The sequence below is a fragment of the Bradyrhizobium sp. B120 genome (assembly GCF_049075665.1).
In the GTDB taxonomy this organism is placed as follows: Bacteria; Pseudomonadota; Alphaproteobacteria; order Rhizobiales; family Xanthobacteraceae; genus Bradyrhizobium.
The window spans coordinates 1,938,179-1,951,063 of record NZ_CP185242.1 but is presented as its reverse complement, the minus strand read 5'-3'; the positions used below and the strand labels follow the sequence as shown (position 1 = coordinate 1,951,063).

Genomic DNA, 12,885 nt, shown 5'->3' with positions numbered 1-12,885 from the left:
CGCACCGGCCGGCATGATCGTGTTGATCATGGTGGCTATGGCTTTTTAACTTCTTTCGCTAGCCCATTCCCTTCAGTACTGATCTGAGGCCGACAAACTGGACCTCTTTTGGCTAGAGTTTTCGCTGTCGAATCCCCTCGGCTGGGAGGCGCGACAGATGATGAACGCCTCGAGATTTAAACACTTAATTCTAGGTCAGCGTTTTCTTGCGACCTCGGCGAGTTTGTAGGGCCAGGTGTGGATGACCGGATGGCGATTGATGTCGCCGATGCCAGCCACGATGCGCTCCTTGAGTTCGTGTTTTGAGGCCACCCGGATATGGCGCAGAACCGAACGGGCGAATTTGGAGAAGAAGCCCTCGATGAGATTGAGCCAAGAGCCGTGCTTGGGGGTGAAGGTGAGCTCGAAGCGCCCGCTTGGTCGCGTGGCGGGCCAAGCTCTGGTTTCTCTCGATATGCGCGCGGAATGATTATCGAGGATCAACTTGATCGCAGTGTTCGGCGGGTAGGCGGCGTCAATAAGCTTGAGGAATTCGACGAACTCTCGACTGCGGTGGCGATCGTTGACAAGGGCGTGGACCTTGCCGGTGAGCAGATCAATCCCAGCCAACAGGCTGAGCGTGCCATGGCGTTTGTATTCATGGTCGCGCGCAAAGGAGGTGTAGACGCCCGGCTTGGGCGGCAAATCCGGCGCCGTCGTTGCGATGGCCTGGATTCCCGGCTTCTCGTCGCAGGAGACGATCGTCACCGACTTCCTCCGCCGCTTTCCCTTGGCAGACGCTTTCTTCAGGATTTCGACCTCACGATAGACGCACAAGACCTCCGCCACCTTCTGTTCGAACTCGGCGTCGCGATTTTCAAGATAGTAGCGCACCTTGTGCGGCTTGATTTCCTCTTGGCCGAGGATCTTGTACACCGTTCCCTGGACCAAGCGGGCCAAACCCGCATGCCCGCCGCCGGTGCGCGCTCGCGTGCATGACGTGTCAGCAAACGCGTCGTCCTCAGCTTATGCGGATAACCGTGGTCGTTGGCCTTGTCGCATGCCAATGACACCAACCAGGCTTTGGCCTCAGGCGTGATCGTTGGCTCCTTGCCCGGTCGTGGACGATCATCAAGGGCTGCCAGTGGGCCATCGGCCCGTGCTCGGTCGACGCAGCGCTGCACTGTCTGATGATGGACCCCAAGTCTCCACCGCGCAGAACGAAGGATTCTCCCGATACGCCAACAGCATCTGCGCTCGCGATACCCGGCTCGCCAGCTCAGTCCTCGACCGCGAAAGAGCCGGCAAGGTCGCTATCTCTTCGTCACTCATTGCCAATTCGACGGCTCGCCGCCATCCTGCCATGCTACAGCTCCTCGTTTCGCCGACCGCAAACGAGGAATCCGTTAACAACCTGTCCGTTCCACCAATTCAGCCTGCTCCATGACCGCAGGCTTCATGGAATCGGTCGTCTTGGTGGCACTAAAGTTCGGTTGCGCTGCAAAAAACCTACCCGTTCTTGGAGGAGATGAAGGGGCTCAGGTCAGTTAGAAGCTTCACGAGTGAGCATCGTCCTTCGGTCAAGCCCGAGGGTTTGCAACTGACAAAGCCGGTACACATTTTTCGGATCGTGCAAGACTTTAGCTGGAGGCGTGCTATGAATTGGAATGCAAAGATCGACGACGACCTGTTGGGGACGTTGGTGACGAAGGACAGCTCGTCACCGGCATGCCCGATCAGAGGCTGTACCGATACAAGTTGGTACGCCGATGCCCACGACATCGAGTACCATACGTCCGACCGCACCTATTCTTTCCACAAATGCCACAGGTGCGATGTCCTGTTCATCGTCCCGATGCTGTGGGATCGTCTCGGAGAGATCTATCCGAAGAATTATTACTCCTACGCGTCTAAAAAAAAACCGGTCGCTCGACCGGCTTCTAGTGAAACTGCTGGCCTCCGTCCCAGGCGATCGGCTTAGCGTCCTAGATATAGGTGGCGGCAGCGGTTGGATACTCGACCAGGTCAAGTCCTGTTCACCGCGGGTAAGCTTCACGCAATGTGTCGATCTGGACGAGGGCGCGCGAGCTCAGGCGGTCGCACGCGGACACGCCTATTATATCGGTCGTATCGAGCAGTTCGAGACGGATCGACGATTCGATCTGGTCCTAGCGCTCGGTTTGATCGAGCATGTACGCGACCCCGCGCTCGTGTTACGTCGTATCGAAGGACTCCTCACTGCTCACGGCCGCGTGCTGATCATGACGCCAAACTTCGATGCGCTCGATGCACGACTGTTCCGGCATTGTTCGTGGGGCGGCTATCACACGCCGCGTCATTTCATACTGTTCAACCGCCTGAGCTTTACGGACTTGGCGGAACAGAGTGGTCTTGGCGTCGTCTCGTTCTCATACAGGCAAGTCCCATCGTACTGGAGCTTGGCAGTGCTCGACGCCATGCGCCGATTGGGCCTCATCGAAATCTCGGCGCAACGTCCGGCGTGCTATCATCCGCTGAATCCGCTATTGCGGGCGAGCTTCGCCGCCATCGAGTTTGCACGCGCACCCTTCGCCCAGCTCTCGTACATGGTGTTTACGCTCGGGCGGGTTGAGGCGCTGGAGCCTAACGGCGACCGTAGCCTGGCGAGATTGATCCCGCGCAACGGAAGGTAAAGCGGCCCCAGCGACGTCACAATCTGGATCGTAAAGTCAGTAATCCGCGTGTGACAGGTCGGGTTCACTCACCTTGAGCCGAGTTGAGCTATTTTGCGCCAACTCATTCGATGTCGCGGGAGCGCTCCGTAGAAGATGTATTGGCATTACCTCGCCGGACATCACGACGTAAATCTCCTGCGCGTTGTTCTCGCGATTGGCATCGCCCAACCACCGTAGATCGCGTCGCCGGGCACGCCATTGGGGCGTAGTCGATGTCCTCATAGGTATCGTTCTCTTCCAGGAAGTTGATGGACTGATCACGCCATGGATTTCGATCGGCCACTTGCATGAAGATGCAACGTCACTCAAGCAATTCAGCAGCGCTGCAACTCGTGCATCGTCGTCGCAGAGTCCTCTCGGTGTAAACTCATTCTTAAGGAGGAGACCACCAGTGAAAAGTCATGATGGACATACTTGTTTCTGTCCGGCTCGATTAGTGTCGATAACGAGATTACGACCCCGATTTCGGAAGGAACTTCAATCGTCTTGCTGCGAAGGCGGGAGGGTTTAGGTCGTGTTCAAGCGCTGGACCCGTGACGCGGCTGGGCCGCCGCTCTCGGCCAGCTTGCTCTTTCGGTGCCAGCCAGTTTTGGCCTCGCCCGCAACACAGACGGGCGCCTCATCCCAGTCACGTGGAACTCACCGGTAGCAGCCCCAATCGCGTTCTCCGATCGAACTAGATAGGGATGATTTGCGAGTTCATCACTTGAGGAGCCACGGATGTGTTGTGTATCCTGATGACGCCCGACTGAATAACGTCTACTCGGCGGCGGCCGCTTATGTTCACCTCGCCTCCATTCCGAAAAAAGAGATTGCCGGCTCGGCTGCGCATGAACGAGGCCGGGCCGACGGGATTTGGCCTTCATCGCCTGATCCGATCGCGCGGATTCGGCGCGAGCACTTTATCAAGGACGAGACGATCAAGGAGATCGCCCGTGACCTGAAGGTGTCGCGGAACACGGACCGGAAGGTGCTGAGGTCGGGAGAGACCTCCTTCGAGTACGAGCGGCAGGTGTAGCCGCGACCAAAGCTGGGGCGGTGGACATCGGAGCTCGGCAGGCTGCTGGCGGCGAACGCGACCAAACCGGCTCGTGAATAACTGACGCTGATTCGGATTTTCGAAGAGCTGCGCGGCTGAGGCTATGACGGCGGTTACGATGCCGTGCGACGTTACGCCAGGCCGCGGAGCAAAGAACGCGGGCAATCGACCGCGGCTGCTTATGTCCCGCTGAGCTTTGCGCCGGGCGAAGCGTACCAGTTTGACTGGAGCCACGAGGTGGTCCTGCTGAGCGGCATCAAGGTAATGGTGAAGGTCGGCCATGTCCGCCTCTGCCACAGCCACATGCTGTTCGTGCGGGCCTATCCGCGGGAGACGCAGGAGATGGGATTCGACGCCCACGACCGGGCGTTCGGCCTGTTCAAGGGCAGCTGCAGCCGCGGCATCGACGACAATATGACGACCGCGACGCATTGCGCCGCCTGAAATGTTCCTGAATGCGGGCCGTTGCCTCACGTAATTTGCTCCCCAGTGAGACGGGACTGCGGGGGCGATAATGAGGCAACTGAGCATGGCGACTTGAAGAACTGACGGCCGCTGTGGAGCAGCGTTACAGAGAGGCGAACCGCGCGGAGAGGGCGCGAATTCTCGACGAGTTTGTGGTAGTGACGGGCTTCCACCGAAATCATGCGATGCGCCTGCTCCGAAGCGATATTGAGCAATCCTCGGTTCGGCGCACCTGTCGCCGGATTTACGAGCAAGCTGAACGCAATGCGTTGGTCGTTCTTTGGGAGGCCTCGGACCGGATTTGCGGCAAGAGACTGAAAGCGCTGCTGCCGCTACCTATCGAGTCGATGGAACGGAACGGCCACAAGGGCCTGGCGCCTGAAATCCGCGCGAATCTGCTGGTGATGAGCGCGTCGACGATCGACCGGGCGCTGGGCAAGATCGGACAGGAGGGTGGGCGTCAGCGCCGTCGGCCAGTGGCGAGCGCATTGTCGACGGAGCATCCCGGTACGGACGTAAGCGCGTACGAGACCTTTCAATTACCCATAATTGTTGCCTCGATTGCGGATCCAAGTTCGATGTCGTTCAGCCGCGATAGTCCGCGCCAGATCACGGTATTTCCTGGAGGCGGATCGTTGGCTCGGGCCAAGTATCCTCCGAGCCGCGCGATCTTGACGACATAGTGCGAGAGCGTGCTTCGTCGAGAGCAATCACCACCCCTGTCTTTCACCAAATGATCAAGAAGCCTGATTTCGGGATCTGTCAGCGCCATTTGCGGTACGGCATTCGGCGAGGAGCGATTGAGCATCGTCATCCAGAAGACGCGCCAACTCACAATGCAGAAGACCGCGACCAGATTGACCAGACGCTCAGCGGTTCGCAATTTTGAGTCCTCTGCTTTGCAGCCCGATTTGAGGATCTTGTGGAAGACTTCGATCTTCCACCTCAAGGCGTACCATTCGATCTTGTTTATGGCGTCCTTGCGCGATTGGACCGGGAGATCGGTGAGAAGCTTCCACTCGATTTTCTTTCGCCGTTTCGGCCTTCCCCGCTCTTGAGCATGGATCACGGTCAGAGTGAGTGCGGGATATTTCGTCTGTTTGCCAATCGGCGGCTGGACTCGTATCTTGCGGTACCTGATCTCAAGAACGGCGTCGTCGGGATCGCCTTTGTCGTCCTTGACCTTGATCCGATGTAGGCCCTTGATCGTAACCTCGTCCATTTCGTCGGCAATTGTATGATTGCCGTCCCCGGCAAGCCGATCAACACAGGTTCGCACCAGGAAATGCGTTCCGGCCTCCTCCGCCAGGCAAAACAGCTCATAGATGTCGCTCTCGCGATCACCAATATGAAGGCATAGTCCAAGGGCGGCGAGAAGGTCGGTCGATTGCCGTAAATTCTCGAGCCAGCGGATGCTCTCCTTCTGCTCGATCGGCACCCGTGTCGGATTGATCTTTCGCTTCAGCGCCGTCGTCCCCTTGAACTTCTTGCGGGTCCAGAACTTGATTGCCGACAGTCCGAGCGGAAGCCCCTCGGTCGTCACGGCGAGACTCGAATGCATCAGGATGCCGCACTGCGTGCGTCCTGCCGTCTTGCCCGTAAAGCCGATCAGATCCGGCTTCTCGCGCTTGAAGCTGAATTCCGTCGTGTCATGGAGGACGAGGATCGGTCCCTCCGTTGCCGCTACGCGCCCCCGCGTCGCCTCGAAATGACCGCAAAGAATATCCGCCTCGTCGACCCGTTCGTTGGAGAAGAAGCGATAGGCGGCCTTCGTGTTGGCCCAATCCTGACAAACCAGCGGGATGCTTTGACCCATGTCGCTCCCGATTTGTGCGAGCAATTTGCAGAACCGGCGACCAAGCCGCTCATCCTTAAACTCGCATCCCGCAACTTCCCGATCAACCCACGTCTCGATACCGGTCGTCAATCGCTGAGCACGCGCCCCCGCGCGTTCCTTCACCAAGCCCATCGAGCACCCCACGCTTCCGAATCAGGTGCTCAACAACGAATTACAACAGATTCTACCGATTCAAGATTTCGCCCGCGGCGCCTCGCTCAAATCCGACGTCAAATGTGGGTAATTGAAAGGTACGAGACCCCACATAGCGCGGCGTGGTCGAATATCGCAGGATTTCCTTGTGATTTGTCCGGAGCCTCCTGTGAGCGAACGTATGTCTGATAGCAGAAGCTTCGAAGTTCTCACGGAAGGCCCTGTGCGGCTGTCGAGCAGTCCGGCGCGCAGTTACCGGTCCTGGTCGGATGAGGAGAAGGCCAGGATCGTCGGAGGGACGCTGGTCGCCGGAGCGAATGTGTCGGCGATTGCGCGGTCCAATGGGCTCGATCCGTCGCAACTTTTTGCGTGGCGTCGCAAAGCGAAGGGCTCTGGCGTGATGGTGCCATTGGCAGCAGCGGCGAGCGGGCCGGTCAAGTTTGCGCGCTTTAAAGCGGCGCGGAGCAACATGGTCGAAATTGCTATCGGCGATGTAGTGGTGCGCGCCAGCGGGGACGTCGAGCCTAACCGGCTTGCCGATGTGATCCGGGCGGTGCGCAAGGCATGATCCCGGCCGGCGTGCAGGTTTATGTAGCGAGCATGCCGGTTGACTTCCGCAAGGAGGCGACCGGCTTGATGGCTCTGGTGCAAGACGATGGGACTGATCCATTCTTATGTGTCGGGCACGATTGTGTGGCGGAGGCGCCTTAACGCCAACCAGGGCAGGCCACGGCTGGATTCCTCCGCCACATAATATTTCGTGCCTCTCGTGCGGACGCGGGATCCCCCTGCGCCGTAACGCCGGAGGGGCACAATGCTCGCGTTCTATTTTTCGTACCGCGGCGAGCTTAAGCGCCTTCGTGACGGCGCGCACGGCGCCGAGATGGATCGCACGTCAACAAGGTCTATGCCGTCTTCACCATTGGTCGCGTCGCAAAAGACCTCGGCGAAGACGAGGACTGGCTCTGGGACGTAGCCAACGGAATGGACACAGAGGATGGCGTCATCTGGGTTTACGGCATAGGGGACGACCAGGTCATGGCGTTCACCGCCTTCGGCATCGAAAACCTGACCGAGCTCATCAGGATGCATAAGGAAGATCCTGATCTCCTCAAGCGGCGGGATCGGTGAGCCTCTGTCCGCGGTCTAGCTCGGATGGATACCCTTCACGCCGCCCGTGGGAGCATTCAAGTACGCGTCGTCTGTTTCGAGGATCGTGCGGAAGCGGTTGCAGCATGGTGGGATCGAGCTCGGTCGCGTCGGAGGCGCACATCTCCTGCGCCACAGTCTAACCATCCAGCTCGTCGGGCGACGAAGGCCGATCAACGAGGTTGCCGATCTTCTAGGGCACCAAAGCATCAACACAACGGCGCTGTACGTGAAGGTCGCTGCCTCGCAGCTCGCTGAGGTCGCGCTCCCCTTTCCGGGAGGCGCCGCATGACCGCTTTCGCCGCATTCCTCGGCGACAAGGTCGAGCGTTACATCGAGCTGCGCCGCTCCCTCGGCTACGCCTTCAACAAGCAAGCCGGCACGCTGCGGGCTATCGTTCGCTACGTCGAGTTCTGTCAACCGGGTAGCCCGCCACCCGGACAGAAGGCGCTGGACTTCGTCCCGTCGTTCGGCGGCGCCGCCAACAGTCGCGCCGTCCGTCACGGCGTGCTCCGCCGATTCTACGAATTTCCTGTCTCAAGATCACACTGAGCCAGAGATCTCGCACCCTCAGAGCGCTGCCGCCGCACCGCAGCTTCTACTGCCTGTCGTAGACTCCCACTCTGTGACGGGAGACACCCTGGCCATCCGTATAATCGAACTGCACCGTCAGGGTTTTTCCGTCGACCGACACCGCTCGGGTGCCAGTCCCCACAACCATGCCCGCTTTTTTGCATGTAAAAGTCACCTGATTGCGGTCTACTCGCTCTGCAGACATAGAGTCGAACCCGGGGGCAAATCTAATCGGGCAATCACTTCCGTCGTATCTGCAATTGACTATCGACTCGACGTAATGCGACCCATCGGCTTCGATTGCCACATTCGTGTTGTTTATGCCCCCCGCGGAATCCACACTATAAATGCGTGTAAGTGACTGCCATTGCGAGTCCGGGCTTAGGTCGGACTTGGCTAGATTCAGTTTCCAAGTGCCAATGACAGGATCTGGAGTCTGCAAAACTGTTTTCATAGTGCCCTCGCCGCATTTCCATTATTTTTCGCAACAGTCGTTGAAGCGACGCCTTCTCAGAAGAGCGGCAATCGGCTCAGAGGCGCACAAACATCGTGACCAGCGGATCTGAGCCGACCTGACGTGAGGCGTGCCCATGCACGTGTGGATCGAAGTCCGCGCCGGGCGGCACCACATTTTCCGAAAGGAAGCAGTCGCCAGGCTTGAAGAGTCGAGAACTGCCATCCTGCAAGGTGATTTCCAGTTGCCCGCGCAGAATCACAACCCACATCGGGCTACTCGAACAATGAAAGTCGTAGTTGAAACCCACAGGACTTTGACGCAGTCGATACCCGCTGCTGGCGAAGACCGGCGACAACTGCATTTGCCGCGTTCCTTCGGCGAGGTCGATTGCCTCCTCGCGAAACCGCGAGCGGCCGTCAGTGTCCGTGAATAGGATAGTTTTTGTGAATGCGCTCATGGTCCTCACAGTGAGTTGATTGGCTGGTTCGATAGTCGGAGAACTCCGGGTATTGTCAGTAACGGTCGCTTCGGCATCACTTCCAGGTCTCTCTGCATAGTAGACTGACCGTTAAAGTTGAAATGACCGATAGTGGCGACGCTTTTGTTGAAATTCTGCATTTCGGCCCTCGTATTTGCTGAAATCAGCCGCGAGCGGGTCTGCCCTGACCTGACGGCGCGACACTTGTCGAGGGCTGGATCTCCGCGATCAAAAGCGATCTTGTAAGTGGAGGCTATGAGGACCTGAATTCGGCGGTGCACGCGAAGTGCTACTGGGCCACGATTCCGATCAATATCCGGCCATTTTGAAGGGCTGAAGAGAGACGCCTGGGTCAGCAACTTTGGCATGACGATCCTTTTGAACAAAGGATTCGTCATGCTGGCAAAGAGAAGGCTGACCACGAGACAACTACGCCAAATGCTCCGACTTGCCGGAGGCCGGACGAGCACCCGCGACATCGCGCTGACGCTGGACGTGGCGCGCAGCACCGTCCAGGACAATCTCAAGCGCGCAGCGGCGGCGGGACTGACTTGGCCGTTGCCTGGAGAGCTGACGGACGACGCGCTCGAGAAAAGGCTGTTCGTCTCTGGAACTTGAGCGTAAACCCACAGTTGCTCGTAATCGCAACTGCGCCCTCACCCACCAACTCCTTTGCCGCGCTTATGTGGGCGGCTTCCAATTTGTTGTGTTCACCACCAAAGACGACATTCTTGGTCCAAATGCCCCGAACAGGTCGGGAAATGGTTGGAAATGGGAAAGTGGTAGGATGGCTGAGCGATCCGCACATGGTCTGCGGAGTATTCTGTGACTGCAACATATACCGAGCGCACCGCCGCTTTGGGTTATGTCCGATCTTCCTCCCGTGAAAGCCATGAGTTCTTTGTCGTTGGCGGAATGTATCTCGGCATAATCATCGATCGGTGGCTCCGATGAAATCTCGCCACGTCAGAGATCAAGAATGGCCGCCGCCTTTCGAAAAGAGATACGGTCTCTCAAGTTGGAATTTAACTGATGTGGCCCTACAGAATCCTGCGCCTTTCGGCGAGGAATGAAGTTTTCCCTACGCTGGCGTCTCGCCGACAGTCCAGCGGTGAGAGATAACACGAGACCTCGGGACGGAACTATTGGTCAAAGGACTCCAAAGTTTCTGCGGAACCGAACGCCGCGCGCGAGCCTGTTGGTTAGCTTAGATCATTTGCTCCGAAAGCCGCGAACGGTACGGCGCGCTCAGCAGCATCAGAGAGAGCGTCCGGTCGGCTTCATAGCGAGCAGCGGATCGGCTGCTTGAGCTATCGCTAAATTTTGGTGACGGCCTGGCCGGTCAGGCGGCTGCGGTTGTAGGCTGACAGTCAGTCGGTTTAGCGATGACTCGATCCCATCGCTGAATGTCACACCGAGAACGAGTTTTGGCAACTGGTTGTGGCCATCGAGAGGACGCCAGCTTTTCTGCGCGGCCTCAAGCAGTTTGAAGACCATAGCGAGCGCCGTCCTGTTGGACAGGCAACCCTTCGATCGGATCGTGCGGTGGCGCACGGTAGCGAAGGTGCTTTCGATGGGATTGGTAACCGGTATGAGATGTGTCGGTGCCAACGTTCTGCCGCGGTGTCTAACACCGTAGCGTATGGTGCGACCATCGGGACAGAGGCACCGGGAGCACGAAGGTGCGGGCAGGCCGATACACACGATGAGCCGAGAGCTCGAGTTAGTAGCTGGCCGCCTCTGCGACTCGCCCGGTTGCGCCGAGAGCGCGAATCCGTAGTTGTCGTGTCGCCCGCAGCTCCCGTCATGTGTCAAGCAGGAGGTGCAAATGCGACGGGTGATTGGCATCGACGTCCACCGAACTTTCGGGGAGGTGGTGTTTTGGGAAGACGGCAGGCTCCGACATGCGGGCCGCATTGATATGACACGGACTGCGCTGGAGGGATTTGGCAAGAGCCTGCTGGCCAGTGATGAGGTGGTGGTCGAAGCGACCGCCAACAGCATGGCGGTGTCGCGGGTTCTGGCGCCGTTCGTGGCGCGGGTGATTATCGCCAATCCGCTGCAGGTGAAGGCGATCGCCCAGGCTCACGTCAAGACCGACAAGATCGATGCCGGCACGCTCGCCAGTCTGCAGGCGGCCGGGTATCTGCCGCAGATCTGGACGCCGGACGCGGAGACCGAACGCAAGCGTCGGCTGGTGGCGCGGCGCTACCAGGTCGTGCGGCATCGCACGCGGCTCAAGAACGAGGTGCATTCGATCCTGCACGCGCACCTGATCCCGAAGTGCCCGCATGCCGATCTTTTCAACGCCCGCGGCCGGGCGTGGTTGGCCGCTCAACAGTTGCCGGACGATGAACGCGCAGCGATCGATCGGCACGTCCGTGAGCTTGACCGGTTGGCGGAAGACCTGGCCCTGCTCGACCGCGAGATCGCGCAGGACGCAATGGACGATCCCGCGGTCAATAGATTGATGACAATCACCGGCGTCAATCTGGCGGTCGCCGCCGGGATCGTGGCGGCGATCGGCGACATCAGCCGATTCAACAGCCCGCAGAAGCTGGTGAGCTATTTCGGGCTGAACCCGCGGGTGCGGCAGTCGGGGCTGGGAGCGGCCCACCACGGTCGCATCAGCAAAATCGGCCGCTCTCACGCGCGCGCCATGCTGGTCGAGGCGGCCTGGGCAGCGGCCAAGGCGCCCGGTCCACTGCATGCTTTTTTCGTCCGGATCCGCGCCCGGCGTGGCCATCAGGTCGCCGCGGTGGCCGTGGCTCGCAAGCTCACGGTGCTCTGCTGGCATTTGCTGACGAAGGGCGAAGATTACCTGTGGGCGCGCCCAGCGCTGGTCGCCAACAAGACCCGCGCAATGCAACTTCAAGCCGGACATCCGCAACAGAAAGGTAACCGGCGTGGACCTGCCTACGCCTACAACATCAAGGCGCTGCGCGACCACGAGATGGTGATTGCCGCCCAGGCGGAGCGAAACTACGAACAATTCGTGTCGCAATGGAAAGCGCGGCGGCCAAGAGCGGGCGAGCGGGCGCCTCAATTCGGCAAGACAACATAGGCAGTCTGGTGACGCTTGCAGCCGACGCGTCACGCTTCGCCACGAGGTCGCCCGCGCCCGACAACCATAATCGCAGCTGACGGCAACTTCCAGCCTAGCCAGGCCCGTTCCATGCAGCGTGCCACCGTGCTCGGGCCGGTCAAGGCCAAGCCTTGCGGTGGCCGCAAGTGCGGCCAGCCTTGACCGCCCCTGCGCGCGGCGGCTGCAAGATTGATGGCCGGGACGGAAGAATGACCTGCGGCGCGGCCGAACAAAAGAATGGACGTGCCGCGATTTCCGCAATTGTCGTCTCGGTCAAAAAATCGCTTGTCCATCTCATCCGTCGTCCGCAGGGTGTTTCCAGTGCTCGGCCGGGAAGTCGTAGAACGCCAGTAGGGTGTCCCGATCCTTGCTCAGGCAGTCGGCCGCCTTCTCATATTTGGGCGTGTAGCTCTCGATGAAGGCGTCGAACGCCAGCTCGGCCGCGGCCTTAGTTTCGGCCATCCAGATCTCCTGCAACGCGCGTTTGGCCTTCGGCTGCTGACTCTTCGGCAACTTGGCGAGCACATTCGCGGTCTTGTGCACCGAGCAGCGCTGCTCGCGCGTTTTCGGCCAGACCTTGCCGGCGGTCTTCCAGAACCCGAGTGCGCCATCGCCGATGGCGAGCCGCGGCGGCACGTCGAGCCCGCGCCGCTTCAGCTCGAGCAGCAGATCGCCCCAGTCGTGCGCGCTCTCGCGGGCGCCATCGGTGAAGCCGACCAGTTCCTTGCGGCCTTCCGGCGTCGCGCCGATCAGCGCCAGGATGCACTGCTTTTCGTCTTCAAGGGGTGCTTGGAGATGAATGCCATCGACCCCAGATGTAGACGTAGCGCTTGGCCGGAAGATCGCGCTTCTGTCACGCGGCGTGCTCGTCGAGCCAGCCGTCCTTCAGGCGGATGGAAGCGCTTGTACTTTCGCTTCAACCAAATAGCTAACGTCTGGTTGATGTAGCGTGCCAG

10 protein-coding genes and 5 pseudogenes are annotated in these 12,885 nt (G+C 59.4%); 9 read left to right on the top strand and 6 right to left on the bottom strand.

Features of this window, described 5'->3' with window-relative positions; all coding sequences use genetic code 11:
* Positions 1 to 195: 195 nt before the first annotated feature.
* The gene (locus ACOIX3_RS09205; RefSeq protein WP_420969465.1) at positions 196 to 915 is read right to left on the bottom strand and encodes an IS630 family transposase; all 720 of its coding nucleotides are present in this window, start codon (positions 913 to 915) and stop codon (positions 196 to 198) included.
* Between the two features lie 110 nt (positions 916 to 1,025).
* Positions 1,026 to 1,163: pseudogene (locus tag ACOIX3_RS09200) on the bottom strand (helix-turn-helix domain-containing protein); the annotation flags it as partial.
* 759 nt (positions 1,164 to 1,922) lie between these two features.
* On the opposite strand from ACOIX3_RS09200, the gene ACOIX3_RS09195 reads away from it, so the two are divergent.
* The 3 genes and pseudogenes from ACOIX3_RS09195 to ACOIX3_RS09185 all read left to right on the top strand — a co-directional run.
* On the top strand, positions 1,923 to 2,651 hold the full coding sequence (locus ACOIX3_RS09195) for a class I SAM-dependent methyltransferase (protein WP_420969464.1): 729 nt from the start codon (positions 1,923 to 1,925) through the stop codon (positions 2,649 to 2,651).
* 895 nt (positions 2,652 to 3,546) lie between these two features.
* Positions 3,547 to 4,158, top strand: a pseudogene (locus tag ACOIX3_RS09190) (IS21 family transposase); the annotation flags it as partial.
* A gap of 88 nt (positions 4,159 to 4,246) precedes the next feature.
* Positions 4,247 to 4,713 (top strand): annotated as a pseudogene (locus tag ACOIX3_RS09185) (ISNCY family transposase); the annotation flags it as partial.
* Positions 4,714 to 4,732: 19 nt separating this feature from the next.
* Here the strand turns inward: ACOIX3_RS09185 and ACOIX3_RS09180 are convergent.
* Positions 4,733 to 6,166: an IS4 family transposase gene (locus tag ACOIX3_RS09180; RefSeq protein ID WP_420969463.1), complete on the bottom strand. Its 1,434-nt coding sequence runs from the start codon at positions 6,164 to 6,166 to the stop codon at positions 4,733 to 4,735.
* A 190-nt stretch (positions 6,167 to 6,356) separates the two neighbouring features.
* Between ACOIX3_RS09180 and ACOIX3_RS09175 the strand changes: the two genes are divergently transcribed.
* The 4 genes from ACOIX3_RS09175 (at position 6,357) to ACOIX3_RS09160 (ending at position 7,888) form a co-directional block, all read left to right on the top strand.
* On the top strand, positions 6,357 to 6,755 hold the full coding sequence (locus tag ACOIX3_RS09175) for a transposase (protein ID WP_420969462.1): 399 nt from the start codon (positions 6,357 to 6,359) through the stop codon (positions 6,753 to 6,755).
* Between the two features lie 353 nt (positions 6,756 to 7,108).
* Positions 7,109 to 7,318, top strand: a complete 210-nt coding sequence (locus tag ACOIX3_RS09170) for a hypothetical protein (RefSeq protein WP_420971693.1) — start codon at positions 7,109 to 7,111, stop codon at positions 7,316 to 7,318.
* A 46-nt stretch (positions 7,319 to 7,364) separates the two neighbouring features.
* Complete coding sequence (locus tag ACOIX3_RS09165; protein ID WP_420969461.1) at positions 7,365 to 7,628, top strand: tyrosine-type recombinase/integrase; 264 nt, start codon at positions 7,365 to 7,367, stop codon at positions 7,626 to 7,628.
* Complete coding sequence (locus ACOIX3_RS09160; RefSeq protein ID WP_420969460.1) at positions 7,625 to 7,888, top strand: hypothetical protein; 264 nt, start codon at positions 7,625 to 7,627, stop codon at positions 7,886 to 7,888. Before ACOIX3_RS09165 ends, ACOIX3_RS09160 begins: the two co-directional genes overlap by 4 nt.
* Positions 7,889 to 8,439: 551 nt before the next feature.
* On the opposite strand, the gene ACOIX3_RS09155 is transcribed toward ACOIX3_RS09160, so the two are convergent.
* On the bottom strand, positions 8,440 to 8,823 hold the full coding sequence (locus ACOIX3_RS09155; protein WP_420969459.1) for a hypothetical protein: 384 nt from the start codon (positions 8,821 to 8,823) through the stop codon (positions 8,440 to 8,442).
* Positions 8,824 to 9,210: 387 nt separating this feature from the next.
* Here ACOIX3_RS09155 and ACOIX3_RS09150 point away from each other — a divergent pair, with 387 nt between their 5' ends.
* Entirely contained in the window at positions 9,211 to 9,462 is a 252-nt protein-coding gene (locus tag ACOIX3_RS09150) for a hypothetical protein (RefSeq protein ID WP_420969458.1), read from the top strand.
* Between the two features lie 724 nt (positions 9,463 to 10,186).
* Here ACOIX3_RS09150 and ACOIX3_RS09145 read toward each other — a convergent pair.
* A pseudogene (locus ACOIX3_RS09145) lies at positions 10,187 to 10,428 on the bottom strand (IS256 family transposase); the annotation flags it as partial.
* A gap of 262 nt (positions 10,429 to 10,690) precedes the next feature.
* Here ACOIX3_RS09145 and ACOIX3_RS09140 point away from each other — a divergent pair.
* Positions 10,691 to 11,908: an IS110 family transposase gene (locus tag ACOIX3_RS09140; protein WP_420971692.1), complete on the top strand. Its 1,218-nt coding sequence runs from the start codon at positions 10,691 to 10,693 to the stop codon at positions 11,906 to 11,908.
* A 316-nt stretch (positions 11,909 to 12,224) separates the two neighbouring features.
* Here ACOIX3_RS09140 and ACOIX3_RS09135 read toward each other — a convergent pair.
* A pseudogene (locus tag ACOIX3_RS09135) lies at positions 12,225 to 12,839 on the bottom strand (IS256 family transposase); the annotation flags it as partial.
* Between the last annotated feature and the right edge of the window lie 46 nt (positions 12,840 to 12,885).

Excerpts from the sequence above, each read along its gene's own strand:
- ACOIX3_RS09180 (WP_420969463.1), bottom strand. The coding sequence starts at position 6,166 with ATGGGCTTGGTGAAGGAACGCGCGGGGGCGCGTGCTCAGCGATTGACG.
- ACOIX3_RS09160 (WP_420969460.1), top strand. The coding sequence starts at position 7,625 with ATGACCGCTTTCGCCGCATTCCTCGGCGACAAGGTCGAGCGTTACATC.
- ACOIX3_RS09155 (WP_420969459.1), bottom strand. The coding sequence starts at position 8,823 with ATGAGCGCATTCACAAAAACTATCCTATTCACGGACACTGACGGCCGC.
- ACOIX3_RS09150 (WP_420969458.1), top strand. The coding sequence starts at position 9,211 with ATGACGATCCTTTTGAACAAAGGATTCGTCATGCTGGCAAAGAGAAGG.